This is a genomic window from Thalassotalea sp. Y01, assembly GCF_012932945.1.
Lineage (GTDB): Bacteria > Pseudomonadota > Gammaproteobacteria > Enterobacterales > Alteromonadaceae > Thalassotalea_A.
In genome coordinates this window covers 68558-93203 of sequence record NZ_JABBXG010000006.1, presented here as the reverse complement: position 1 = coordinate 93203, position 24646 = coordinate 68558, and the positions used below count along the sequence as shown (strand labels likewise).

The window sequence follows — 24646 nt, the reverse complement described above, 5'->3', positions numbered from 1 at the left end:
TGTGCCAGAAGAGTCAGTCACATAATTAGAAAGATTGCACCAGAGAACAGTACACGTTATCAGAAAAATTTCGCCGTCATCCCACCATGTTTTTGGGTGGGATCTTCACCAGCTTCGAGGTGGCTATATTTCTCCAACATCTATTAATCAACTATAGTTATTCATACATTTGAAAAGGACTTCAAATATGAAACAACCAGCCATATACATTATTACAAACGAATCCAATACTGTTATCTATGTTGGCGTTACTAGCAACCTACTTCAACGAGTATTTCTACATAAACAGAAGCTTACTAAAGGCTTTAGCAAACGGTTTAATCTAGATAAGTTAGTTCATTTCGAGCTGTATGATGATATGGACAGTGCTATTTATCGAGAGAAAAGGCTGAAACGATGGCAAAGGTCATGGAAAGAAAGACTTATTAAAAAAGTAAATCCTGAGTGGAAAGATTTATATCAGGAACTATTGTAAATCGATTTTCATATTCACTATATGCAGAAAGAGGTCCCACGCAAAAACATGGTAGGATGACAGCGCTCTTTTTCTAAGAATATATCGGACTGCTATTCGCGCTAAGAAGACCTTAACCTTTTCAATCTTTTAACGTCAAATCGTTCTAAATAATTTCAAAACGTCACTGAAATGAATCTGGGTTGATTATGTTATCGAGATACACTTGGTTTACAAAATGGTCTTGAAGTGTCAACTAAAGGTTGACCTTTAACCTTGCTTTTGTTTATTCTGGTGCCTCATAACATGAGGCTTGCTGTATGGCTTGGCGCCGCATGTTTAACGACCAACAGGTGAAATATCTGTAGGCTTTTAGGGTAGAAAAAAATCCAAATCATGACAGAAGTTAAAAGTGACACCATTACAATGGCGCAGAATATACTGATTGCGTTTTCCCATAGTGGTTTCAAAAAAACATCGATGCAAGATATTGCTAATGCCGCTGCGGTATCAAGGCAATCCATATATAAAAAATTTGGTTCTAAAGAACGCTGTTACCAGTGTGTTATTCACACCTATTTGGCTGATATGTACGTTAGAGTGTTTACCGAGTTAGACAATAAACAGCAACAAGCCGCAGAAACACTATTCAATGTGTTTAATATCTTTATTGGTGAACCTATGCAGGTTGTGACCAATGCCCATGGCACCGAAGTCTTTAATGATTGTTTAAAAGCGACACATGCATCAAAAGAAGATTGGCCACTAAGGTTTCGTGCAAGACTTGCCGATTTCCTGGTCAGTAAAAACATGGTAGGCGCACAACGCTCTAATGGTGTAGCGTTTACCCTTATATCTGCCGGTAAAGGCTTGATGTTAGAAAGACGCACTAAAGAGCAGTTTGATCACGATTTAAGGCTGATGATCGATAGCATTTCCACAGAGGTTTAAAGAGAGTTTTATGACGATTGCAGAAAATATAACGCCCCATCAACTTCAAGCAAATTTTGCGCAATTAAAATCGGCTTATTGTCAGCATCCTGCGCCGTCATTAGCAGAGCGTAAGGTTGTTCTCAACAAACTGAAAACTGCGATCATCGCTAATGAACAGGCTATTTACGATGCAATGAAACAAGACTACGGTTATCGCAGTGAATTTGATAGTTTAATTGCCGACATTTTGCCAAGTGTTGCTGGCATTAATTATGCTCTTAAAAACCTGAAAAAATGGATGAAACCGTCCAAGCGTCATGCTGGCTTACTGCTTGCGCCTTCTAAGGTTAAAGTTCATTACCAACCGCTTGGTGTTGTTGGCGTTATTACACCATGGAATTTTCCATTCTTTTTGGCGCTTGGGCCAACGGTGCAAGCCTTAGCGGCAGGCAATCGGGTAATGATTAAAATGAGCGAATTTACGCCTAATGCCAATAAGGTCTTGCGCAATATTGTCTCCAGCATTGCCGAGCATGTGCAAATCGTTGAAGGTGAAGCGGAGGTTGGAGCGGCTTTTTCACAGCTAGCTTTCGATCATTTAATCTTTACCGGCTCATCTGCAGTTGGAAAATTGGTGGCCAAGTCGGCGGCCGAAAACTTAACGCCAGTGACCTTGGAGTTAGGCGGTAAGTCACCAACCATTATTGATGACAGTATTGATATCAATATCGCCGTTGATGCTATTATCGTCGGCAAGTCGCTTAATTCTGGGCAGATTTGTGTGGCTCCTGATTACGTGTTTGTACCGGTAGATAGAGAGCAGGAGTTTATCTATACCTTTCTCAAACGCTATGGTGAATATCATCTATCAAATGGCGACGTGAATAGTCAGACTCATATTATTAACGACAGACAACATAGTCGTTTAATGGGCTTTTTAGAGGATGCTAAACAAAAGGGCGGCGAGATCCACTCGGTAAAAGAGGTCGAGGCAGATCAAGGTCATCGTGTATATCCGCACTTAGTGACTAACGTGACACCAGAGATGGATATATTACAGCAAGAGATATTTGGTTCTATCTTGCCGGTAATGACCTACCAAAACATTGAACACGTCATCAGCTATATTAATGAGCGTCCACGTCCATTGGCGCTTTATATTATGTCGATGAATGACACGGTGATTAACACCTTGCTAGAACAAACCCACAGTGGTGGTGTCTCTATTAATGACACGGCATTGCATGTGGCGGCGGATGATGCGCCATTTGGTGGTGTCGGTAATTCGGGTATCGGACATTATCATGGTCATGAAGGCTTTTTAACGTTTTCAAAAGCGAAAACGGTGCTGCATTCAAGTTCATGGCTACCGAAGAACCGTTTTATATTGAAGAATAGGGACTTGATGCATAAATTGTTGCGCAAGTTTTTCTTAAGATAAGCCTAGGCATATGACACAGAGCATTGCATGTTCGACACTTCGCTCATGCTTAACCGCTTATCAACACCTGCTAATGAAAAGTCGCATAGAGTAACCTCTCTATGGCAGCTCATATAAACAAAAAATCGAAGCCAGTGCTTCGATTTTTTATTGCCTGATAAAACAATTAACTTAGCTTATCAATGCCTTGTATTGGCGTCTTAAAGTAATGCTGTTCGTCTTCTTCTGCTTGTGGCAAATCGCCAGCTTGAATGTTGCATTGTAAAGACGGGAAAATTAACTTTGGATTTGCCAAAGTCGCATCACGTTGTTGGCGAACTTTAACGTAATCTTGCTCGCTTACGCCGTCACTGATTTGAATGTTGTCCGCTTTTTGTTCGGCAACGCTGGTGACAAAACGCAAATCACGACCACCGGGTTGGTAATCGTGGCACATGTACAGCTTAGTATCATCACCGAGAGCGTATATTTTTTGAATTGAACGATACAATAGGGCGGCATCACCGCCAGGAAAGTCACAGCGCGCTGAACCAGAATCTGGCATAAACAATGTATCACCAACAAAGGCATGGCCGGCGATAATATAAGTTAATGAGTCCGCTGTATGACCTGGAGTTTCCAATACGTCAATTTGATATTCACCTAAAGGTAAGCTATCACCCTCTTTTAGTAACTGGTCAAACTGCATACCGTCGGTATTAAAATCTTTTGCTAAATTAAACACCGTTTTAAAGGTTTTTTGGATACTGCGAATATTGGCACCAATGCTAATGTTACCACCAATCTTTTGTTTCAGATAAAAGGCACTGGAGATATGGTCTGCATGAGCATGCGTTTCTAAGATATAGCGAACGGATAACTGTTGCGCATCAACATAATCGATTAATTGTTGGCTATACACGGTATCGACTCGACTGGCTACTGGGTCGTAATCGAGCGCTGGGTCAATGATGGCGCATTCTTTACTGCTATCGTCAAAAACGACATAGGTCAGCGTAAACGATGCTTTATGGAAAAAGTGTTGAATTTGTAATGCCATAATCTGCTCTTGTTGTATCGTTGCGTGATTTATGTTTTTTCACGGATATTGCATTATTGTTCAATGTTGAGCAAGAGCAATGCACTTAAAAACCGGCAATTATTGCAGTAAAATGGCAATTTATTGTTCCAGCGCAAGCCATACCTATATAATAGGTGCGCTTTATTTAGCTCGGCTTGTAGCCGCTATCTTCAAGTAAATCACTTTGTTCGGCAGCGGTTCTTGCTAAATCATCGCATCGCTCATTTTCGGGGTGGCCACTGTGTCCTTTAACCCATTTCCACTCGATTTTATGCTTTTGCGTTTGCTCATATAGCGTCTTCCATAAATCGACATTTTTTACTGGTTGTTTGCTGGCGGTGCGCCAATTGTTCTTCACCCAGTTATGGATCCAGCTGGTGATGCCCTGACGTACATATTGGCTGTCCGTTGTTAATGTCACCTGACAAGGTTCTTTTAGAGCTTTTAAAGCGATAATGCAGGCCAACATCTCCATTCGGTTGTTGGTGGTCAGTTTATAACCTTGGCTAAGCTCTTTACGATGCTTGTTATAAATTAACACCGCACCATAACCACCTGGTCCAGGATTTCCCAGACAGGAACCATCGGTATATATTTGCACGACTTTGCTCATATTGTTTTGCAATCCTTGTTTTTTAAAGCCAGTTTATCAGGTAACATGGCAAGGATATAGCATCGTTAATAAATAAACCTGATACCTAAACATTATGCAAGAACAAGCAGAACGACTCATCGTACTTGATACGGAAACCACCGGTATAGACCCGAAACAAGGCCATCGTATTGTTGAAATTGGTTGTGTGGAACTTATTGACCGTAAGTTCACCGGACGTACATATCATGCCTACGTTAACCCGCAGATGCATATGGACCAAGAGGTTATCGACGTTCACGGATTGACCAACGAGTTTTTAACCGACAAACCACTGTTTAACAAAGTCGCAGATGAATTTATCGAGTTTATTCGTGGTGCCGAATTAATCATTCATAACGCCCGATTTGACGTTGGCTTTATGGATCATGAGTTTGCAATGACCCGTCGTGGTTTGCCGATGACGGCCGATATATGTACCGTGACCGACACCTTGAAAACATCAAGAGATGAGTTTGGTTCACCAAAAACACTCGACTTTCTTGCAAGGCATTATGGCGTCGAAAAGCTCGTCGACCGTACCTATCACGGCGCTTTGATTGATGCCCAGTTATTAGCATACGTTTACATTGAAATGACGCGCTACCAAAACACTCTGTCTTTACAAGAAGACAAAGATGGTAGCGACGGTTTAAGTGTTCGTCGTTTAGACAGCAATCGTCCGGCTTTACGTGTCGTCGTTGCCAGTAATGACGAGCTGCAAGCACACGATGAGCGCTTGGCGATTGTAGAGAAAAAAGCGGGTAAAAGTATTTGGCGTGGTGAAGTCGCCAGCGAATAACCATTTCGGGCTGCAGAGCGCTAAATGCTTGCTTAAAAATGCAACTTTCTGCGTTTAAAAGCGCCTGATTGTATGACAAATGTTCAGTTGAACATTTTTATTCAAAAAAGTTGTTGACTCGTGCGAACAGTACCCTTATTATTCGCTCCGCATTCAACGACAGCATGTTGAAGAAAGTGCAGCGGAGTGGTAGTTCAGTTGGTTAGAATACCGGCCTGTCACGCCGGGGGTCGCGGGTTCGAGTCCCGTCCACTCCGCCAACATTTTCCTCACATATTTGATTGCGCGTTTTATCGATGCGGAGTGGTAGTTCAGTTGGTTAGAATACCGGCCTGTCACGCCGGGGGTCGCGGGTTCGAGTCCCGTCCACTCCGCCAACGATATAAACAAACAAATCCTATGCGGAGTGGTAGTTCAGTTGGTTAGAATACCGGCCTGTCACGCCGGGGGTCGCGGGTTCGAGTCCCGTCCACTCCGCCACGATTTGTCAAAGCTGCGTTGAAGTATCCCTGTTGCGGAGTGGTAGTTCAGTTGGTTAGAATACCGGCCTGTCACGCCGGGGGTCGCGGGTTCGAGTCCCGTCCACTCCGCCACTTATCTTCACAAAAGATTGAAGATAATCAAAGATCGCTGAAAGGCGATTTTTTTGTTTCTGCAACAATATAATTTCTCTTCTCTTTTACTTACTGTTTTTTCTCCTTACTTATTAACTGCTTATATTTGCATCACTTGCTCCAGTCAGCTAAGTTAAATCAGACTGGCTTTCAAAAATGAAAGCAAGATAATACTAATAATTAAGGATGTGTTATGAAGCAAACCATCATGCGGAGCGTGGCTTTCGCGACTTGTGCAACATTATTGTTCGCCTGTACGAGTGGCAATGAAGAGCCTGCACCTGTAAAATTTAGCAGTTATAGCGCCAAACAATTTTTTGAAACCACGACCATTAGCGGCACCAGTATTAACCATGATGGTAGTGCCATATTAGTGCACAGTGACAAAACGGGTATTTTTAATGCCTACCGATACCCAATCGACGGGGCAGAGCCTGTCCAATTGACGCATTCAACAGAAGAGTCCGTTTGGGTTATTGACTGGTTTCCTAATGATGATCGATTTCTTTATGCACAAGATAAAGGCGGTGATGAACTCGATCATGTTTTTGTGCAGGAGCTTGACGGTAAGGTTGTCGACCTAACCCCTGGTGACAATGTCAAAGCCTACTTCTCTGGCTGGCATCAAGATGGCAGTCACTTTTATGTGGCAACCAATGAAAGAGACAATAAACAGTTTGATTTATACCGCTATGCGAGCGACGACTATCAACGTGAAATGGTGTTTGAGAATAAAGATGTGATGTCGTTAAATACCTTGTCCCGTGACGGTCAATGGCTGGCATTATCTAAAAACATCAGCAACACCGATGACGATATCTACTTATACAATATTAACGAGCAAAAGCTGGTTAATGTATCTGAGCCTGATCTTGATGCCTCACATTCTGCGGTGACTTTCACGAAAGACAATAAATCGTTGATCTATTCATCAGATCAACAAGGTGAATTTAGGCAGTTATTTGAGTACGTTATTGCCAACGGTGAGCATAAACAGCTGAGCAATTTCAAGTGGGATGCTAGGAGCACCATGTTTTCACCAAACTATGGTTACCAAGTTACCTACATCAATCAAGATGCAAAAACAGTGGCAAAAATTGTCAACACCAGAACCGGTAAGAAAGTTGATATAAATGGCTTACCACCGGGTGATGTGTTGCGTGTTAATTTTTCTAATGATGAACAACAGATGTCGTTCATGATCAACTCTGATACCTCACCATCAAATTTGTATGTTTATGATCTTGGTAAAGAGCGCTTAAGTCGATTAACAGACTCTCTTAACCCCGCCATTGATGAGTCGGTACTGGTTAACAGCCGCGTCGTGCGTTATGAAAGTTTCGATGGTTTGCAGATCCCAGGGTTGTTGTTTAAACCAAAACAAGCGTCTAAGGACAGTAAAGTACCTGTATTGATCATGATTCATGGTGGCCCTGGTGGACAATCTCGCACCGGTTACAGTGCCTTGCGTCAACACCTTATCAATAATGGTTATGCTATTTTTGCCGCCAATAACCGTGGCTCTTCAGGCTATGGTAAAACCTTCTATCATTTAGACGATCAAAAACATGGTGAAGATGACTTGCAAGACATTGTCTATGCGAAAAAATATCTACAAACGTTAGATTGGGTAGACTCTGAAAAAATAGGTTTGATAGGCGGCAGCTACGGCGGGTACCTAACGATGGCCGGCATGGCGTTTACCGATGAGTTTGCGGTTGGTATTAACATTTTTGGTGTTACTAATTGGGTTCGTACCTTAGAGAGTATTCCGCCGTATTGGGAAGCATTTCGCAAGTCTCTGTATGAAGAGCTTGGCGACCCTGCAACAGACAAAGAGCGTTTAACACGTATATCACCATTGTTTCATGCTGACAAAATAAGCAATCCAGTGTTGGTTGTGCAAGGTGCAAATGACCCACGGGTGTTGCAAATTGAAAGCGATGAAATGGTTGCCGAAATGGAGAAAAACGGTGTTGCGGTTGAATACGTTTTATTTGACGATGAAGGTCATGGTTTTGCGAAAAAAGAGAATCGTATTAGCGCCTCAGAAGCGTACCTGAAGTTTTTACAAACCTACTTAAAATAACCTAAAAACGATTAAAGGTTATACTGTTTTCAAGACTGGCCCTGATTTGTGATTAACATGAATCAGGGCCTTTTTGTGTGTTCTGAAAACTTGTAATTACAGTGATCTATCTTATAGTGTAGATACCTTATTTAGCGGACCTCTGTATGAAATATACGGTCGAGATTGACATCGCAGTGCCTATTGAGAAAGTCATCGATTTATTCGATAGCAGCGAAAATATGCGACACTGGCAACCTGACTTGCTTAGCTTTGAAACCATCAGCGGCAAGCCGGGACAAGTTGGTAGTGAAGCGCGTTTGGTGTATCAAATGGGCAATCGAGAAGTCGTCATGACCGAAGTCATTACTCGAAAAGATTTACCGCAAATATTTGCCGGTGTGTACGAAACAGACAATGTCTGGAATTTGGTTGAAAACTCTTTTATAGATTTGGGCAATGGCAACACCCGTTGGGTTTGCACAAATGAATTTAAATGCAGCGGTTTTGTTCGACTCATGGCATTATTAATGCCAGGAATGTTTAAAAAACAATCTGTTAAGTATCAAGAGCAATTTAAGAGTTTTGCAGAAACGGCGTACTAATTATGACAATAACAAGAGTAAATCATTTAAAAGCTGCAGATGGAAAGCAGCAGCAAATGTTCAATTTCCTAACTGAATTAAAAAACTATATAGCCAATAGTCCAGGCTGTGTTGAATGCCAACTGTTGCGCAATCAGGACAATGATTGTGCCTTTGTGGTCATTGAATTATGGCAAGATGTAGAGTCGCACAGAGCCTCGTTAGCCAACTTTCCCCAAGAAGATATGCAAGCGGCAATGAGCTTGTTTGGCGAGCCACCAAGCGGCGCATATTATCAAATCTTGGATTAACAAAGACCCGTTGAGTGCATAGGATAGGGCACTGCAACCAATATCGAAAACAAGATAAAAAAAGCCGAATCAAATGATTCGGCTTTTTGTTTGCTGTGACGTACAACGTAATTCAAGCGGTAACTTGTGTCGTAGTCTTATAAGCGTTATTTAAGCAGCACGCTCACCTTTATTTGCTTCAAGGTTTGCTAAGTGCTTTTCTTTATTCGCGACAAGCTCATATGGGTTAAAGTCATCAACGTTAATAACGGCTTTACGTTGTGCTTCAGTTTCAATAAGCAGCTTCGCTTCATCTTCACCGATAAAGCCTTTCTCTAATGCCATTTCTGCCAGTTGATCAAGGTTAATGATGCGGTGACGTTCGCCGCTTGCAGCATTGATTTTATCGACAATCACTTCAGCTTTGATGATGTTCTCAAGGGTTAACTCAAGTTGACCAAACAAAGAACCATCGGTTTTATTCAAGTATTGGCCTTGACCTAATCGAGTTCGAGCTTCGCCTGGCACTTGCAGAATACGTGATACTTTGTGATCAAGTCTATCTGAAGGTTTACGTAATGAGGTGCCAAATGGCATAACCATCAATTTAAACGCTTTACCGATGAATCGGTTAGGGAAGTTCTCACAAAGCTCTTTAATCGCTTGCTCACACTTGTACAGGCTATCTTCAACGGCCCACATCATAAGTGGTTTGTCAGCAAGTTGACGGCCTTCGTCGTCATAACGTTTCAATGTTGCTGAGGCAAGGTACAAGTAACTTAATACATCACCTAAACGCGCAGACATGCGTTCACGACGTTTTAAATCTCCACCAAGTACTGCCATGGACAAATCTGACAACAACGCTAAGTTTGAACTGAACTTGGTCATTTGACGGTAGTAGTGACGCGTTTCATCTTTGAAAGGCGCTTTGATATAACTGGTGCCGAATATGGCAAACAGCTTAGAGCGGATCAAGTTTGAAATAGTGAACCCAATGTGACCGAATAGTGCTTCATCAAAATCATGCTGACCTTGCAACATATCTTTGTTACTTGCCGCTTCCATTTCTGCCAATACATATGGATGACAGCGGATAGCACCTTGACCGTAGATAATCATATTTCGGGTTAGGATGTTAGCACCTTCAACGGTAATTGCGATAGGAGCGCCTTGATAGCCGCGTGCCAAATAGTTACTTGGCCCCATACAAACACCTTTACCACCATGGATATCCATAGCGTCGATAATACACTCACGCATTTTTTCGGTTAGGTGGTACTTACAAATAGCGGATACAACAGAAGGCTTCTCACCTAAGTCAACGGCACCAGTAGACATGGTTGTTACGGCATCCATAAGGTAAGCATTACCGCCAATACGCGCTAGTGCTTCTTCAATACCTTCCATTTTACCGATAGGTAACTTAAACTGACGGCGAATATGACTGTAAGCACCGGTCGCTAACGCGGTTTGCTTGATGCCACCAGCGGAGTTTGAAGGTAAGGTGATGGCACGGCCAACAGACAAACATTCAACCAGCATACGCCAGCCTTGACCGGCCATTTTAGCGCCACCGATGATGTAGTCTAATGGTACAAATACTTCTTCACCTTGTGTCGGACCATTTTGGAACGGCACGTTCAATGGGAAATGACGACGACCGGTAATAACACCGTCAATATCTGTGGGAATCAATGCACAGGTGATACCTAAATCGGTTTCTTCGCCGATCAGGTTGTCTGGATCGTAAAGCTTGAATGCTAAACCTAAAATAGTGGCAACCGGTGCTAGGGTGATATAACGTTTATTCCACGTTAGGCGCATACCCAACACTTCTTTACCGTCAAACTCACCTTTACAAACGATACCAAAATCAGGAATGGCACCAGCGTCTGAACCCGCTTCAGGGCTAGTTAGTGCGAAACAAGGGATTTCTTCACCCGTCGCTAAACGTGGTAAGTAATGGTCTTGTTGATCTTTGGTACCATAGTGTTGCAACAATTCGCCAGGGCCCAAAGAGTTTGGAACACCAACCGTACTGGCCAAAACAATTGACACACCACTCAACTTTTGCAGTACACGTGACTGTGCGTAAGCACTGAATTCTAAGCCACCGTATTGCTTTTTAATGATCATCGCGAAGAACTTATTGTCCTTCAGATACTGCCAAACATGTGGCGGCATATCGGCTAATTCATGGGTTATTTCCCAATCATCAACCATGCGGCAGACTTCTTCTACCGGACCATCCATAAAGGCCTGTTCTTCTTGCGTTAGTCGAGGTTGTGGGAATTTATGTAACTTATCCCAACTTGGAGCGCCTTTAAATAACTCTGCTTCATACCAAGTGGTACCAGCATTTAATGCTTCACGCTCAGTCGAAGACATTTCAGGCATAACCTTTTTAAATGCCTGAAGTAATTTGTTACTGATCAGTTGACGACGTAAGCTCGCCACATTAAAAACAGCGGCTACCGCGATAAACAATAACCAGCCAATAAAACCGACTAGGGAAAAAGCAGTCGCAATGACCATCAGTGCGGTATAAGCGGCTGTGAATAAACCTAGAGAGGCCCGAGCATATGCCAGATAACTCGTTACCACTATAAGGACGAGTAAGCCAATTAAAAATTCCACATTAACTCCTGTTGTATTTTTAGTTTATGGTAAGAGGTCATACCAGTATTACTTAAGCATAAATACAATTGCAAACATTTTCAAATGTTTTCATCGGTATTTACGTTTTTTTGCTTGCGCTAGAATATGTTGGATAAGGGGAGAGGCGTTTTTTTACGTCGGTGATCCCTGGATTATTGCTGCCAACACATACTTGCCAAGCCGAGAAAATCCTTTGCCATATACTTAATTAGTATAATTTACTCTAAATTTATTTCGAATTTATGACGGGAATTTATTGGTAAAAGTTTCGAATTGAATATAATGGTTATTAAAATAGCATTTTAATTTCGTTTAGTTATAACTGGTGGTTGTGTATGTGTGAATTGTTGGCGATGAGCGCTAATGTTCCGACAGATATTTGCTTTAGTTTTGCCGGCTTAATGCAGCGCGGTGGTAATACTGGGCCACATAAAGATGGTTGGGGTATTACCTTTTATGAAGGTAAAGGTTGTCGCAGTTTTAAAGACCCAAAACCAAGCTTTGAATCAGAGATCGCTAACCTAGTCAGTAATTATCCTATTAAAAGCAAAGCGGTTGTTTGTCATATACGCCAAGCAAATGTCGGTAATGTCTGTCTGGAAAACACCCATCCGTTTATTCGCGAGCTATGGGGCAGTAATTTTACCTATGCTCATAATGGTCAACTTGCTGATTATCAGCAGACCTTGCAGACACAAAAACTAAAAGCGGTTGGTTCGACCGATAGTGAACAGGCATTTGTGTGGATATTGGAGCAACTTCGTCTTCATTTTGGCGACGAGCGACCTGACGACCAAGAGCTTTACCAATATTTAGCGCAATTGAGTCTGCGCGTTAACCAATTTGGTGTGTTTAACTTGATCTTGTCCGACGGTAACTTTGTGTTTGCGTATTGCTATAACAATTTACACTGGATAACCCGTAGGGCGCCTTTTGGCCCCGCTAAGCTTATTGACACCGATGTCGCGATTGACTTTAAAAAGGAAACCACAGAAAAAGACATCGTTACAGTAATAGCCACTCAGCCTCTTACCTGTGATGAGGCATGGCACAAAATGTCTCCAGGTCAATGGGGTGCATTTGTTGGTGGCGAAGTGATGGCGCAAGGTCAATTACAAGCACCTAAGGTGAAATCACACGCGCAATTAATGGCTGAGAAAAACCATTAATTTTTTTTGTCAGCGGTGTCGGTTTGACTGTCAGTATTAACCGCAGCATTGCCTTTACTGGCAACGCCAACCAATTCCGCTTGAAACTGTTGGAAACTACCGTCAATTTGATGCAATTTAACCATTAAGTAATTTAACTTGGGAGCGAACCAGGCATAGGTTGTCTGTTTGCTGCCAGGTTTTCTGCGCACCAACTTTACGGTATCGACCACACCATAGGGCAGCATCAACTCTTCTTTACCAACATATTCGTAGTTGTAATCTTTGACTTTACCCGACGTGCTTAGGGTTTTAAATTTGAAGTCTTTCACGTCGTTTATAAGGTTGAAACGCGACTGCAAATGGTAGCTTAACTTACTTTGCAAACCGTCAGGCCATTCAATGTCTTTGGTTTTTTTCTTTAGTAAATTAACCGCTTGAGACTTTTCTTGATCGAACGACCAATGATAGTACTTATCTTTACCGGTGCCTTCTCGATCGGATTTATAGCTCAATGGTATAACTTGACCATCGACGATACGGTTGGTGGTGAACTCTTTGCGATGATCGGAAAAAATCATCCATTCAATGTCGGTTTTATAGCTAAATTCGACGGTGCCGTCAGGAAGGTTTTTTAATACTCGCTTGGCTTTACCAACAATGTCACCATCGTGAACGATATTATAGTTGGCAGTAAAGTCAGGAATAAATGATACCGGCGCTTGCTCGGCAAACGCGGAGCTCATCGCTAAACTGGATGTGATAACGAGTGTAGATAAAAACTTGCTGCCCATAAACGTCCCTTGACTTACTTTTATTGATTGTCAGTTGGAGTGAACAGGCAGAGCTAAGTTCAATTTTTGCCGATTGAAGGTACCTGTTACTCGCTGGCGTAGCCGTTAGCCGGTAACACTTTATCATCAAGTGTGGCACAATCTTCGCGCATTGTTAAGCGATCGGTACAAAACCAGTCAACAACAAGAGGGTAAATGCGGTGTTCTTGCTCGTGTACTCGAGCTTGTAGGTCAGCCGCCGTATCACCTGCAAACACAGGGATTTTAGCTTGCAATATGACCGGGCCACCATCAAGCTCTTCGGTGACGAAATGCACGCTTACGCCGTGCTCTTCATCGCCTGCATCGAGTGCTCGTTGATGCGTGTTTAAGCCCTGATACTTAGGCAGCAGAGAAGGGTGAATGTTTAATAAACGCCCTTTGTAATGCTGCACAAATTCCGGGGTTAAAATGCGCATAAAGCCGGCAAGTACAACAAGGTCTGGTTGCCAAGCATCAATCTTTGCAATCAATGCCTGATCGTATTGCTCGCGTGAATCAAACTCTTTGTGTGATAGTACCTGAGCGTCAATACCCGCGGTTTTCGCGCGCTCTAGTCCAAATACATCAGCTTTGTTTGATAACACGCCTGTTATTGAGCCTGCGACTTTTCCGTCATTGCAGGCGTCAATAATCGCCTGCAAATTACTGCCGCTACCCGAAATCAGAACAACAATGTTTTTGTTCTCTGACATGACTAGTTGATTTCCACTTGCTCGTCGCCGTCATTGGCGTTTTCGATATGACCAATGTGCCATGCATTTTCACCATGCTCAGCCAATATCTGTAAAGCACGATCTTTTTGTTCTGCTGGTACAACGATGATCATACCAACACCACAGTTAAAGGTACGGTACATTTCATGAGTGGTAATGTTGCCATTTTCTTGTAACCAATTGAACACTTCAGGCCACTGCCAGCTGTTACCATCAATAACCGCCTTGCTGCCTTCAGGAAGTACACGAGGAATGTTCTCCCAGAAACCACCACCGGTAATGTGCGATAGTGCGTGGGCTTTAACGTCTTTAAGCATGGCTAATACAGGCTTAACGTAAATGCGTGTTGGTTCAAGTAGGTGTTCGCCAATGCTCTTGTCGCCTAGCATTTCTGCTGGATCAGTATTGTTTACTTCAAGAACTTTACGAATCAAAGAGAAACCATTTGAGTGAGGGCCAGAAGACGCTAGGGCAATCAATTGGTCGCCAGCTTTAACATCGTCACCGGTGATAAGCTCTGATTTTTCCGCAACACCGGTACAAAAACCTGCGATATCGTAATCACCTGAGTGATACATACCTGGCATTTCAGCGGTTTCACCACCAACTAAGGCACAACCAGATTGAATACAACCTTCGGCAATACCTTTAACAACGTCTGATGCAACATCAACGTCTAGTTTGCCTGTGGCGTAGTAGTCTAGGAAGTATAGAGGCTCAGCGCCCAATACAAGCAAATCGTTAACACACATTGCCACCAAGTCGATACCTACGGTGTCGTGCTTTTTCAAGTCGATTGCTAAACGTAATTTGGTGCCTACACCGTCAGTACCTGAAATCAATACTGGCTCCTTGTAACCAGATGGCAATTGGCATACTGCGCCAAAACCACCCAAGCCGCCCATAACCTCTGGACGAGTTGTCTTTTTCACAGCACCTTTAATGTTTTCAACCAAGGCATTACCTGCATCGATATCAACACCTGCATCTTTATAGCTTAATGATTGTTTTTGCTCGCTCACGATGAACCCTTAAAATGTTTTACTGTCAAAGCGGCATAATCGCCAAACTGAGACATTTGTCGAACTTTTACTGGCGCGTATTCTACCAGTGCTTAGAGAGATATAAAATGTTTGCGAGAAAATATTTTTTTTCTAGCCTAAATGGCTAATCTTTATGATAATATTCGCCCTATGAAATTAAGAAAAATACTAATACCTTTTGTCAGCAGTTGTGCTTTCGCGTCTTTGACGTCGTCTTTTCATGCTCAAGCCATTGAAATTGACGATCTTTATCAAGCAAAAGTAGCATATTCTGGTGACAACGGTGGACGTGAAAAAGCGTATCGACAAGCGTTTAAGCAGGTCTTGGTTAAGCTCGCCGGTAGTGATTTTGTTAACGACAGCGAAGAGCTAAAAAAAGCCATCAATAAACCGAATGCGTATTTAAGTGAATATCGTTTTGATAGCCAAGATGAGCAAACGTTTTTATTTGCTAATTTTGAGTCCGCCAAAGTCGACCAGTTATTGCAACAAGTCAACGCTGGTATTTGGGGAAAGCATAGACCACTGGTAACGGTTTGGATGATCGACGAGCAGGGCAGCCAACGCACGCTTATCGACGACTCCAATGAAGAAACCAAAAAGCAATTGCAACTTTGGTTTAATCAGCGTGGTATTGCGGTTAACTTTCCTATTATGGATTTAACTGACGCTATGGCCATCAGTTACAGTGATGTTTGGGGGCGATTTGAGCAAAGTTTATTGCTTGCGTCCGAACGCTATATGGCCGAAGCGGTATTGGTATTAAGAATATCCGATTCAACTTTAATTGATAAGGCTGACATCACCTCGTGTGGTAACAATTGTCAAACCTCGCCATTAGCTGGCGATTGGCAATTGTGGAGTGGTGATTTAAACCTTGCCAATAATAAACAAGGTAAAGATAAAGACAATCTGCTGCAGTCCTTGGTACTTGACGTTGCTGAAAATCTCCACCAACAATATTCGGTGATTGTCAGCAGCGACAGCGATGCCTATATTGATATTGAAATAGCCAATGTCACAACGATGAAAGACTTTGTCGCTGTAAGTGATTTTTTTAGTAATGTCAGTTTGGTCGACGATGTTGTCATGATTAAAGTCTCAGGCACGAAAATGCTGTTTCGCTTGCACACCAAAGCGAATGTTGATGCCATTATGCGGGCTCTTAAGTTAGAACAAAACTTAGTGGTTAATCAAGATCCATTGGTTTCTCAAGATACGAGTGAACCGGTAAGTTTTTATTGGAAAGGTTAATGCCGAACACTGAACAATTACCTTTGGCAGTACACCTGCCTGATGATGAAACCTTTACGAGTTTTTATTCTCTCGATAGTGGTGCGATCGTCAGTCAATTAAAAGCCTTTATTAAAAGTGACGACCATAGCACCCATGGCTTTTATTTGTTTGGCCAACACAGTGTTGGTAAGTCTCATTTATTACATGCCAGCTCAGCGTTTGCCTCTCAGTTAGGCAAGTCGAGTCTGTGTGTGTCATTAAGTGAGATAAAGCATTTGTCTGTTGAGGTGCTTAATAACCTCGAACAAGTAGACTTGATTTGTCTCGATGACTTGCACTTAATTGCCGGCAATAAAGCTTGGCAGCAAGGTATTTTCGATTTGTACAATCGAGTCATCGAAAACAATAAAAAGATCATCCTTGCCGGTAATAATGCTGCTAACAGTTTATTGATCACTTTACCTGATTTAGTCTCTCGCATTAGTTGGGGCTTTACTGAACAGGTTAAACCTCTTCCAGATGAAGATAAGGTGCAGGCGTTTCAGCACCGTGCCCGTGGTCGTGGTATTGAAATGCAAGATGAGACGGTGAAGTTTTTATTAAATCGCGTATCGCGTGATATGAACTCGCTATTGGAAAGTCTCGATGTCTTAGATAAGGCGTCTATTACAGCGCAGCGAAAAATCACTATTCCGTTTATCAAAGAAGTATTATTTTAGAGCACATTTATTGCTGTGCTTTGTTTATTAAGCACCGAGCGGTAAACAGCATAAGCACTTAGTCACAGACAAAAAAAGTCACAGACAAAAGAAAACCCGGTACACATAGTGTCACCGGGTTTTTTATTGTCTGTAGATGCTACTTACGCGTTGGTAAGGCTTTTATATGGCCTTGACGGTAGCTCGACATCTTCGGTTGCAAAGCTCCACTAATTGGCAGTTTAGAACCAGCCATTGATTTCAATGGGGTTGGTGGTTGTGGGCTGATGCCTAGATTGTCCCACCAGTTTTGTCCTGCGTTCATCTCTAAAGGCTCTGGCAGACTGTCTATCAATGACAAATCAACTTCTGGTAGCAGACGCTCAGTAATGTATTCTGCGCGAGCACTGACACTGTCTTCTGCAACACGGCCACGTTGTCCCCATGAGACAATGTAGCTTTGGCTACGAATCAAGTCGCCGCTGTTATCGTATACCGGCACACTGGTTACTGCCGTATCACGCTGGATACCAAATCGAACAGACATCATTAGCTCTTCAAATAAAATCGCTAAATCTTCTTTTTCATTGGTGTAATTGTAAAAGCCATTAGAGCGATCTGGACGATAAAAACCGACCACGTCGTCAGGCATGTAACTGCGTTGTGTGGCGTTAGAGTCGCCGGTAAGGAAACGTACCTCAGCCAAATCACGCATATCATCACTTAATAATGGGTATAAACGGTCTAAGTCATCTGAGATTTCATCTTCTTCAACGGCAGCGTTTAAGAATCGAGTAGAGTCACCGTAGGAATCCCATTCAGCCGGTGGCATATAATCATTGGCGTGAGCCAGCTCATGATACAATAAGTCGGTTAGCTCAAAGCGCATATCGCTTAAATCACGGCTTAACCCATCTTCTGGCGGATAATATAGTGATACGTAATCGTTGTCTTTTACGTAGCGCCACGGGATAACAAATTGTAAGTCATTACCAAAATCACTGCGATAATCCGGTGCTTCGTTTATGGTTTCGCGTTGCGCCGCAGAAAGCCATAAATTTTCCGGGTCAAGATAAATTGCCCCGGTTGCTGCCCAGTAAAAAGAAGGGCGGATATCATAAGATAAGACAATACCTGTTGTTGCTCTTAACAGGTTTTTAAAATCATCGTTATCATCGTACGCTTCAAGAAACGCTCTAAAGTTCACCGCCATCCAGTCATGGGATACGACGACGCGATCCATGATTTGGTCAATGGTTGGCGTCGCACCGTTACTGTCGGTGGCTAATAAAGGTAAATCGCCTAATCGACATGAGTTATCTAATTGATTTGAGTAAACACACTCAACCAAAGTGTCTTTGTATGGCGAGTCTTGGTTATAGACGTAGACGTTAGCCAATTGGCCATCATCAAAATAGGCTCCACCAGCGATACTTGGGCGATCTTCAACTAGTATACTGGCCTTGTCTCTATACACGTCACCGTCACGGGTTTCTGCAGTGACTTCAATTTCAATGATTTGATCTTGATTGACCACTGGCGCGGTAAATATAGCCAATAATGGGTCGATGTTATTTTCATCAAAGCTGATGGTAGGTCCCGATAATTGACGCCAGCTTATGGTATCCATTTCGATGTCAGAATCAGCGAACAAGCGCAATGAGACGTTGCCTGTTTCAACAACAGAGTGACCTCGAGATAAACGCAGTTTTGGTGATGCTTCGCTTACCGAAATTGTTGCGCTTTCATTTACTGAGGTGCCATTGCTTTTATAACTGACTGAAAAGGTGTATTGACCCGCATTTTCCGCTTCAAAGGAGATAGCTTTGCTTTTATCGGCCAGTAACGTCACTGCCGGGCCTGAAGTTTGTGACCACTGAATATCGGTGATTTCATCCCCAGGGGCAAATAATAACAAGTCAGGATTTTGCCCCTGCATGTAATCTGTTTCAGAGGCTATATTGTCGAAATTAAGCAAGTCGTCGTTAGTGTCATTGTCGCTGTCGGAGCCGCCACCACATGCAGATAGCAACATTGCCGACGATATTGCTAAAGCTAAATAATGCTGTTTCATCGTTTGATCCCATAAGTACGCCTAAGCGGCATCGTTATTATTGTTATGGTTATTGTATAAAAATTATCTATCCCCAATTTACCCTAACTCTTAATACGTTGTTAAGTGAAAATTGGATTGCAAGCCGTGATTACCATCATATTATCGGCTCACGGCCATTTTATTATTAAAATAACGGCTTAACTGTTGTCTTTCGTTTCGAATGCTTCGCGTTCGTCTTTTAAGTCGTCTTTAAGTTTACGTATTTTCAGGCCCAATTCTTGACCACGATATTTTGAATAATATGCCCCAGGGAAGAACATCAAGTTTGCCAACAGCAACTCAATTAGGGCATATAAAGTTTCACCATCGGACACCCAAAGTGTCGTCAAACTATGTAGGAAATAAATTAACACAATGAAGTTTGCCCAGGCAAATGTGTACGGATTACCTTGTAAAATGCCTTTGAGAGGAAACAATAAAGGTAATACAAACATCACCAACGCTAGGGTCGGCGATAACGCTTCACTTGGTGATAATACCAATAACCAAAGCGGCATAAACCCTAATAAACCTAGATAACCAAAGGTTGCTATTTTTCGCAGGGTTGGGGTACTGAAAGTTTGTTTAGACATTAAACTCGACCAATTAAAATAATGTATTTACGTTTTCTGGCGGGCGGCCAATAACGGCTTTATCTTGATTGGCAGAAATGACGATAGGGCGCTCCATTAATTTTGGCGTATCGACCATCGCTTGCAATAATTGCTCGTCGCTAACTGCGGCGTCTTTCAAACCTTGTGCTTTATATTCATCTTCTTTGGTGCGCATCATTGCTCGAAGCTCAACACCGAGTAGCGATTGCACCTGCTGTAATTGTTGTTTTGTTAGCGGCGTTTTTAAATACTCAACAACATTGACCTCTTTGCCAGCGGCTTCGATCAATTGCAGGGTTTGTCGGCTCTTTGAACAACGAGGGTTATGATAAATAGTTAATGCAGACATAATTTTCTCTATATAGGTCGTAGGTAAAGCAGCTAAAGCTACAGGCGTTTTAGCTGATTTTCTTGTTCTTGAAACTGCAGAATTCTCGCTTTAATTTTCTTTTGCATCAAGGAGTTTTTCTGACTGTGATTGTAGGCCGTATGCAATTCATCAACCGCTTTTGGGTATAACCCCATTAAGGCCAATACTTCAGCATTTTGCACATGGGTTTGTGCGGTTTTCTTTTGTGCCTTATATATATCAGCTAACAGATCGTTAGCTAAAAAATGGTTTTTACTGACCAATAAAAAGTCTTGTAATAAGGTCTCTGCCAACTTGTACTGTTTTGCCTTATATGCGGCGTTAGCATAGTTTAAGGTGACGACCTGGTTGTGTGGCATGATCAGGTATAATTCAGCCAACATAGATAACGCATCATCGTAACGATTTTGCTCTAAATACACATCGGTCATCGCATCCACATAGAATAGATTTTTAGGAGCTTGGGCGAATAACGGTCTTAACACATTCTCCGCTTGCTCATAGTCTTTGTTTGCGAAATAACTCAATGCCAAGCCGTATTGAGCCGCCTGTTTGATATCGTATTTGCCTAAACGAATTTCGTCTTTAAAGGTCGATATGTTGTCTTTGCCATTGCCTTCATAGCGCGCTCTTAATCGAGATTTTGCTAATTCAAAGTCTATATTAGGCGGTAAAAGGCGATTCGGGTAGCGAGTCGCCCGTAAGCGGGAGTCGGTAATTCGCGATTCTGGCAATGGGTGAGTCATCAACATCGCAGGTGGCTTGGAGGTATAACGGTATTTTCGAGCCAGCTTTTTGAAAAAGTTTGGTGCACCATTTGGATCGTAACCACTGTCAGCTAGGATTTCCATGCCAACTCGATCGGCTTCGTTCTCATTGCCACGGGTGTAATTAATACCCGCTTGTTGGCTTGCTGCCATGGTGGTCGATAAGGCTGCCATACCTGCTTGAGGATTGACTAGCGCCAACAAAACACCGGATATCATACCGGCAATAGTCAGAGGTGTATTGCGACTTTGCTCTTCCATACGGCGGGCTAGGTGACGTTGAGTAACGTGCGCAATCTCATGCGCAAGTACCGATGCCAACTCACTTTCATTGTCAGCCATAGTCAGCAAACCTGAATGGGTGCCGATATTGCCACCAAAAAACGCAAAGGCGTTGATTTCCTTACTGTTAATCAAAAAGAAATTGAATTGGTAATGCACATTGTCGGCACTTTTAACCAAACGGTTACCTAAATCATTAATGTATTCTTCTAAAACGGGATCATGAATCATCGGCTGCGATGCACGAATCGATTTCATCATGGCGTCGCCGTATATCTGCTCTTTATCCAGAGACAATGTACTTACCGCAGAGGTACCAATTTCAGGCAAGGTGTTTTTGTCATCGGCATACGCCGACGCGGTTGTTGTAAACAACAAACTTGTTGCCATCAAGGCGATACTGATAGGTTTGAACCTAAAAACCTTTTTCATTTAATTCCACTTTCAGCCAAAGGGCGGATTACACTCAAATTAACTCATTAGAGGCTGCGAAGCACAGTTAGTTGCAGCGAATTTTCGATTGTTCTAATGCTTGAGTTGTATTTATTGATATTAATATTGCTATATTGAATTAAATTAACGTTTTTGACAATACAATCCGCGTGTTAAATGGCCTGTGATATTTTTATTCCCTTACACCGGTGCACTTGCTATCATTTTCATGATCCAATGTTAAAGGTTTGATTTTAATGGCTGATTTTCTCGTTTACGATGGTCGTAACGACAAGTGCCCGCTACCATTAGTAACAACGAAGCTGTTACTAAAAAAATTAGCAAGCGGAGAAAAGGCCGTTGTTCATCTTAAAGACCCTGGCTCGTTGGCTGATATTCCCGCCTGGTTGCAAACACAACGTGTCCGTATTTGCCAGATAACTAACGCTGACGCCAGTGTTACCTTAACGATAACAAAAGAGTAGTGCTCAATGATTAATTACATAGTTAATTGGTACAAGGATAAATTTTCCGATCCGCATGTGGTCAGTTTGACCTTATTAATGTTGCTTAGCTTTTTGGTGTTAACCTTCTTCGGCAACTTGTTGATGCCAATTATAGTGTCTGTTGCCTTGGCTTTTTTACTGGAACCTTCGGTTCGCGGCCTAGGTAACTTTGGTTTGAGTCGCAATAAATCCGTGGTTATGGTGATGCTAGCGTTTACTGGTGTGAGTTTGGCGACCATGCTCGGTTTAATGCCACTGTTGTGGCAGCAAACCAGTAATTTGGTTGCTGAAGTGCCGGATATGTTGGTTAAAGGTAATGAGTTTTTAGTGACCTTGCCACAAAAGTACCCTGATATTATTAAAACGGAACAAATCGACGGCATCATCAATACCATTCGCAGTGAGATAGTTTTGATTGGCCAAACCATATTGCAAGCCAGTTTAAATTCAATTTCTGATGTAGTGGCATTGATCATTTATCTCATCTTGGTACCAATTATGGTGTTTTTCTTCCTTAAAGATAAAAAGACCATGATGGAAAGTGCCAAACGTTTTCTGCCAAAAGAAAGTCGTTTGACGTCACAAGTTGGTAAAGAGATGCACCAGCAAATCCATAATTACATTCGCGGTAAGGTGGTCGAAATAATGATAATTGGCTTTTTGTCGATGATCACCTTTTGGTTACTGGACTTGCGCTACGCCATCTTGCTTGGCGCATTGGTCGGTTTGTCGGTATTGGTGCCTTATGTGGGCGCAACCGTGGTTACCATTCCTGTGGTATTAGTGGGGCTATTTCAGTGGGGAGCAACACCAGAGTTTGGTTATGTGATGTTAGCCTACGCCATAATTCAGATTTTTGACGGTAACATTCTTGTGCCGTTATTATTTTCAGAAGCGGTTAACTTACATCCAGTCGCGATTATTATCGCGGTTATCATTTTTGGCGGGTTGTGGGGCTTTTGGGGGGTATTCTTTGCAATCCCGCTAGCGACCTTGGTTAAAGCCGTTATTAATGCTTGGCCAAATTCGGCTATTGAGCAAAATGACCAGACCTCAAAAGCGCAAGCGTAATATCCAGTATTATCATCGCCGAGAATAAGCACAAAAAAAGGCAACGTTACGTTGCCTTTTTTTGTTTTATATCGTCAGCAAACGGTGATTTGATTATGCCAATTCGTTGATGACATTAAGTACTACGTCGTGGTGGTCTTTGGTTTTAAACTTGTTAAAGACATGCTCAATGTTGCCATCCAAGCCAACCAGAAAGCTGAGGCGATGAATACCGTCGTATTCGCGGCCCATGAACTTTTTCAAGCCCCAAACGCCAAAGTCATCGGCCACTTTATGATCTTCATCGGATAATAAGGTGAAATTTAATTCATCACGTACACAAAATTTATCGAGACGCTTAACGGCATCTGGACTGATACCAAAAACCACGGTATTTAGCGCGTCTAATTGGGCTTTGCTATCACGTAAGTTTTGTGCCTGAACCGTACAGCCTGGCGTCATTGCTTTTGGGTAAAAATAAACAAGTACACGTTTTTTACCGATATAGTCAGCAAGGTTTACGGTGTTGTCATTCTGGTCTTGAAGAGAAAACAAAGGCGCTTTGTCGCCAACTTGCAAAGTATTCATGCTATTCCTTAAAAAATATGTTTTTGTGGTGTTCTGATCTCACCTTGAACGTTCAATAAACGACATAATTGTTGAAATTGATCATCCAACGCGACTTTATCAATGTGCTTCGGCAAATTGATGAGCATATGAATATCAACAATATTGTTTTTACCGTTGGTTATCGATTTTAATGACGACAAGTCGATGTCTTGCTTGGCGAAAAACTGTGTTGCTTTGCTTAACAGACCAGGCGCATCTTCACCACTTAAGCTAGCTTCCAGACATTCATGTATTTGACATTTGCTGTTGGTTTGCGTGCGTTTGCTGATGGTCATTAATTGCAATGAATGCGCCAATAAAGGTAGCCGTGTTTCGATCTGATTAATGGCATTTTTGGAACCACTGAGCAACATTATCAAGGTAAACTCGTCCCCCAAAATAGCCATTCTGGAGTCATCAATATTACAGCCGAAATCACTGGCGAGTTTAGTGATCTCGTTCACGATACCTGTTCGGTCACTGCCTAATGCGGTAAAGACGATAGATGCAGACATAAAACATGAGTCAATATTGTTTGTAAACGTCTTATTTTAGGGCGTTTTTTTGTAAATTAGTAGAGGTACAAGAAAGATTGTTTTTGACAATCATTATAAGGCTCAAATTTTTGTCTCAGATTTTACTTACAAAGCTTGTGTTTAGAGATTAGGGCAAGTACCATTAACCGCTATTAAATATTGCTCTAGCTCCC

General features: G+C 42.3%; 24 protein-coding genes and 4 tRNA genes. 16 read left to right on the top strand and 12 right to left on the bottom strand.

All coding sequences use genetic code 11. The features are described from left to right. Positions 1-187: 187 nt before the first annotated feature. From HII16_RS10375 to HII16_RS10365, 3 genes are all read left to right on the top strand, one after another. Positions 188-475, top strand: a complete 288-nt coding sequence (locus tag HII16_RS10375) for a GIY-YIG nuclease family protein (protein WP_169129936.1) — start codon at positions 188-190, stop codon at positions 473-475. A 375-nt stretch (positions 476-850) separates the two neighbouring features. Further along, entirely contained in the window at positions 851-1405 is a 555-nt protein-coding gene (locus HII16_RS10370; protein ID WP_169129934.1) for a TetR/AcrR family transcriptional regulator, read from the top strand. 10 nt (positions 1406-1415) lie between these two features. Further along, a complete protein-coding gene (locus HII16_RS10365; protein WP_169129932.1) occupies positions 1416-2828 on the top strand; it encodes a coniferyl aldehyde dehydrogenase in 1413 nt (470 codons plus the stop codon). 166 nt (positions 2829-2994) lie between these two features. Here HII16_RS10365 and HII16_RS10360 read toward each other — a convergent pair whose 3' ends face one another. Continuing rightward, positions 2995-3867 (bottom strand): MBL fold metallo-hydrolase, encoded by an 873-nt coding sequence (locus tag HII16_RS10360; protein ID WP_169129930.1) that lies wholly within the window; start codon positions 3865-3867, stop codon positions 2995-2997. 166 nt (positions 3868-4033) lie between these two features. Continuing rightward, the gene (gene rnhA, locus HII16_RS10355; RefSeq protein WP_135439879.1) at positions 4034-4501 is read right to left on the bottom strand and encodes a ribonuclease HI; all 468 of its coding nucleotides are present in this window, start codon (positions 4499-4501) and stop codon (positions 4034-4036) included. A gap of 94 nt (positions 4502-4595) precedes the next feature. Here rnhA and dnaQ point away from each other — a divergent pair, with 94 nt between their 5' ends. From dnaQ to HII16_RS10315, 8 genes are all read left to right on the top strand, one after another. Next, the gene (gene dnaQ, locus HII16_RS10350) at positions 4596-5321 is read left to right on the top strand and encodes a DNA polymerase III subunit epsilon (RefSeq protein ID WP_169129928.1); all 726 of its coding nucleotides are present in this window, start codon (positions 4596-4598) and stop codon (positions 5319-5321) included. Positions 5322-5504: 183 nt separating this feature from the next. After that, a tRNA-Asp gene (locus HII16_RS10345) sits at positions 5505-5581 on the top strand. Between the two features lie 40 nt (positions 5582-5621). After that, positions 5622-5698: transfer RNA gene (locus tag HII16_RS10340), tRNA-Asp, on the top strand. 26 nt (positions 5699-5724) lie between these two features. Further along, a tRNA-Asp gene (locus HII16_RS10335) sits at positions 5725-5801 on the top strand. A 36-nt stretch (positions 5802-5837) separates the two neighbouring features. Then, positions 5838-5914, top strand: a tRNA-Asp gene (locus HII16_RS10330). A 214-nt stretch (positions 5915-6128) separates the two neighbouring features. Further along, positions 6129-8024 carry a S9 family peptidase gene (locus HII16_RS10325; RefSeq protein ID WP_248289590.1) on the top strand — a complete coding sequence of 632 codons (1896 nt, stop codon included), beginning with the start codon at positions 6129-6131 and terminating at the stop codon, positions 8022-8024. A 146-nt stretch (positions 8025-8170) separates the two neighbouring features. Continuing rightward, positions 8171-8608: an SRPBCC family protein gene (locus HII16_RS10320; protein WP_135439881.1), complete on the top strand. Its 438-nt coding sequence runs from the start codon at positions 8171-8173 to the stop codon at positions 8606-8608. Between the two features lie 2 nt (positions 8609-8610). Then, positions 8611-8898, top strand: a complete 288-nt coding sequence (locus tag HII16_RS10315; protein WP_169129926.1) for an antibiotic biosynthesis monooxygenase family protein — start codon at positions 8611-8613, stop codon at positions 8896-8898. Between the two features lie 150 nt (positions 8899-9048). Here HII16_RS10315 and fadE read toward each other — a convergent pair whose 3' ends face one another. Further along, positions 9049-11517: an acyl-CoA dehydrogenase FadE gene (gene fadE, locus HII16_RS10310; protein WP_169129924.1), complete on the bottom strand. Its 2469-nt coding sequence runs from the start codon at positions 11515-11517 to the stop codon at positions 9049-9051. 356 nt (positions 11518-11873) lie between these two features. Here fadE and HII16_RS10305 point away from each other — a divergent pair, with 356 nt between their 5' ends. Beyond that, positions 11874-12707 (top strand): class II glutamine amidotransferase, encoded by an 834-nt coding sequence (locus tag HII16_RS10305; protein WP_169129922.1) that lies wholly within the window; start codon positions 11874-11876, stop codon positions 12705-12707. Here the strand turns inward: HII16_RS10305 and HII16_RS10300 are convergent. From HII16_RS10300 to purM, 3 genes are all read right to left on the bottom strand, one after another. Further along, positions 12704-13480 carry a DUF3108 domain-containing protein gene (locus HII16_RS10300; RefSeq protein ID WP_169129920.1) on the bottom strand — a complete coding sequence of 259 codons (777 nt, stop codon included), beginning with the start codon at positions 13478-13480 and terminating at the stop codon, positions 12704-12706. The two genes, HII16_RS10305 and HII16_RS10300, sit on opposite strands and share 4 nt — an antisense overlap. An 86-nt stretch (positions 13481-13566) precedes the next feature. Beyond that, entirely contained in the window at positions 13567-14214 is a 648-nt protein-coding gene (gene purN / locus HII16_RS10295) for a phosphoribosylglycinamide formyltransferase (RefSeq protein ID WP_169129918.1), read from the bottom strand. 2 nt (positions 14215-14216) lie between these two features. Continuing rightward, entirely contained in the window at positions 14217-15257 is a 1041-nt protein-coding gene (purM, locus tag HII16_RS10290; RefSeq protein ID WP_135439887.1) for a phosphoribosylformylglycinamidine cyclo-ligase, read from the bottom strand. A gap of 171 nt (positions 15258-15428) precedes the next feature. Here purM and HII16_RS10285 point away from each other — a divergent pair, with 171 nt between their 5' ends. Continuing rightward, on the top strand, positions 15429-16532 hold the full coding sequence (locus HII16_RS10285) for a DUF2066 domain-containing protein (protein ID WP_169129916.1): 1104 nt from the start codon (positions 15429-15431) through the stop codon (positions 16530-16532). Beyond that, positions 16532-17233, top strand: coding sequence for a DnaA regulatory inactivator Hda (gene hda, locus HII16_RS10280; protein WP_135439889.1), 702 nt, complete (start codon positions 16532-16534; stop codon positions 17231-17233). The genes HII16_RS10285 and hda overlap by 1 nt, the downstream gene beginning before the upstream one ends. A 139-nt stretch (positions 17234-17372) precedes the next feature. On the opposite strand, the gene HII16_RS10275 is transcribed toward hda, so the two are convergent. From HII16_RS10275 to HII16_RS10260, 4 genes are all read right to left on the bottom strand, one after another. Beyond that, on the bottom strand, positions 17373-19286 hold the full coding sequence (locus tag HII16_RS10275; protein ID WP_169129914.1) for a hypothetical protein: 1914 nt from the start codon (positions 19284-19286) through the stop codon (positions 17373-17375). A 179-nt stretch (positions 19287-19465) separates the two neighbouring features. Then, on the bottom strand, positions 19466-19900 hold the full coding sequence (locus tag HII16_RS10270) for a DUF2069 domain-containing protein (protein WP_169129912.1): 435 nt from the start codon (positions 19898-19900) through the stop codon (positions 19466-19468). A 13-nt stretch (positions 19901-19913) separates the two neighbouring features. After that, the gene (arsC, locus tag HII16_RS10265; RefSeq protein WP_135439892.1) at positions 19914-20270 is read right to left on the bottom strand and encodes an arsenate reductase (glutaredoxin); all 357 of its coding nucleotides are present in this window, start codon (positions 20268-20270) and stop codon (positions 19914-19916) included. Positions 20271-20308: 38 nt separating this feature from the next. Continuing rightward, positions 20309-21772 carry a M48 family metalloprotease gene (locus tag HII16_RS10260; RefSeq protein ID WP_248289589.1) on the bottom strand — a complete coding sequence of 488 codons (1464 nt, stop codon included), beginning with the start codon at positions 21770-21772 and terminating at the stop codon, positions 20309-20311. Positions 21773-22029: 257 nt separating this feature from the next. Here HII16_RS10260 and HII16_RS10255 point away from each other — a divergent pair, with 257 nt between their 5' ends. Then, the gene (locus HII16_RS10255; RefSeq protein WP_169129910.1) at positions 22030-22257 is read left to right on the top strand and encodes a sulfurtransferase TusA family protein; all 228 of its coding nucleotides are present in this window, start codon (positions 22030-22032) and stop codon (positions 22255-22257) included. A 6-nt stretch (positions 22258-22263) separates the two neighbouring features. After that, positions 22264-23349: an AI-2E family transporter gene (locus HII16_RS10250; RefSeq protein WP_169129908.1), complete on the top strand. Its 1086-nt coding sequence runs from the start codon at positions 22264-22266 to the stop codon at positions 23347-23349. Positions 23350-23442: 93 nt separating this feature from the next. On the opposite strand, the gene bcp is transcribed toward HII16_RS10250, so the two are convergent. Together bcp and HII16_RS10240 are read right to left on the bottom strand one after the other, a co-directional pair. Then, complete coding sequence (gene bcp, locus HII16_RS10245; protein ID WP_135439895.1) at positions 23443-23916, bottom strand: thioredoxin-dependent thiol peroxidase; 474 nt, start codon at positions 23914-23916, stop codon at positions 23443-23445. An 8-nt stretch (positions 23917-23924) separates the two neighbouring features. After that, positions 23925-24452 carry an ACT domain-containing protein gene (locus tag HII16_RS10240; protein WP_169129906.1) on the bottom strand — a complete coding sequence of 176 codons (528 nt, stop codon included), beginning with the start codon at positions 24450-24452 and terminating at the stop codon, positions 23925-23927. Positions 24453-24646: the final 194 nt, after the last annotated feature.

Excerpts from the sequence above, each read along its gene's own strand:
- HII16_RS10375 (WP_169129936.1), top strand. The coding sequence starts at position 188 with ATGAAACAACCAGCCATATACATTATTACAAACGAATCCAATACTGTT.
- HII16_RS10370 (WP_169129934.1), top strand. The coding sequence starts at position 851 with ATGACAGAAGTTAAAAGTGACACCATTACAATGGCGCAGAATATACTG.
- HII16_RS10365 (WP_169129932.1), top strand. The coding sequence starts at position 1,416 with ATGACGATTGCAGAAAATATAACGCCCCATCAACTTCAAGCAAATTTT.
- HII16_RS10360 (WP_169129930.1), bottom strand. The coding sequence starts at position 3,867 with ATGGCATTACAAATTCAACACTTTTTCCATAAAGCATCGTTTACGCTG.
- rnhA (WP_135439879.1), bottom strand. The coding sequence starts at position 4,501 with ATGAGCAAAGTCGTGCAAATATATACCGATGGTTCCTGTCTGGGAAAT.
- dnaQ (WP_169129928.1), top strand. The coding sequence starts at position 4,596 with ATGCAAGAACAAGCAGAACGACTCATCGTACTTGATACGGAAACCACC.
- HII16_RS10325 (WP_248289590.1), top strand. The coding sequence starts at position 6,129 with ATGAAGCAAACCATCATGCGGAGCGTGGCTTTCGCGACTTGTGCAACA.
- HII16_RS10320 (WP_135439881.1), top strand. The coding sequence starts at position 8,171 with ATGAAATATACGGTCGAGATTGACATCGCAGTGCCTATTGAGAAAGTC.
- HII16_RS10315 (WP_169129926.1), top strand. The coding sequence starts at position 8,611 with ATGACAATAACAAGAGTAAATCATTTAAAAGCTGCAGATGGAAAGCAG.
- HII16_RS10305 (WP_169129922.1), top strand. The coding sequence starts at position 11,874 with ATGTGTGAATTGTTGGCGATGAGCGCTAATGTTCCGACAGATATTTGC.
- HII16_RS10300 (WP_169129920.1), bottom strand. The coding sequence starts at position 13,480 with ATGGGCAGCAAGTTTTTATCTACACTCGTTATCACATCCAGTTTAGCG.
- purN (WP_169129918.1), bottom strand. The coding sequence starts at position 14,214 with ATGTCAGAGAACAAAAACATTGTTGTTCTGATTTCGGGTAGCGGCAGT.
- HII16_RS10285 (WP_169129916.1), top strand. The coding sequence starts at position 15,429 with ATGAAATTAAGAAAAATACTAATACCTTTTGTCAGCAGTTGTGCTTTC.
- hda (WP_135439889.1), top strand. The coding sequence starts at position 16,532 with ATGCCGAACACTGAACAATTACCTTTGGCAGTACACCTGCCTGATGAT.
- HII16_RS10275 (WP_169129914.1), bottom strand. The coding sequence starts at position 19,286 with ATGAAACAGCATTATTTAGCTTTAGCAATATCGTCGGCAATGTTGCTA.
- HII16_RS10270 (WP_169129912.1), bottom strand. The coding sequence starts at position 19,900 with ATGTCTAAACAAACTTTCAGTACCCCAACCCTGCGAAAAATAGCAACC.
- arsC (WP_135439892.1), bottom strand. The coding sequence starts at position 20,270 with ATGTCTGCATTAACTATTTATCATAACCCTCGTTGTTCAAAGAGCCGA.
- HII16_RS10260 (WP_248289589.1), bottom strand. The coding sequence starts at position 21,772 with ATGAAAAAGGTTTTTAGGTTCAAACCTATCAGTATCGCCTTGATGGCA.
- HII16_RS10255 (WP_169129910.1), top strand. The coding sequence starts at position 22,030 with ATGGCTGATTTTCTCGTTTACGATGGTCGTAACGACAAGTGCCCGCTA.
- HII16_RS10250 (WP_169129908.1), top strand. The coding sequence starts at position 22,264 with ATGATTAATTACATAGTTAATTGGTACAAGGATAAATTTTCCGATCCG.
- bcp (WP_135439895.1), bottom strand. The coding sequence starts at position 23,916 with ATGAATACTTTGCAAGTTGGCGACAAAGCGCCTTTGTTTTCTCTTCAA.
- HII16_RS10240 (WP_169129906.1), bottom strand. The coding sequence starts at position 24,452 with ATGTCTGCATCTATCGTCTTTACCGCATTAGGCAGTGACCGAACAGGT.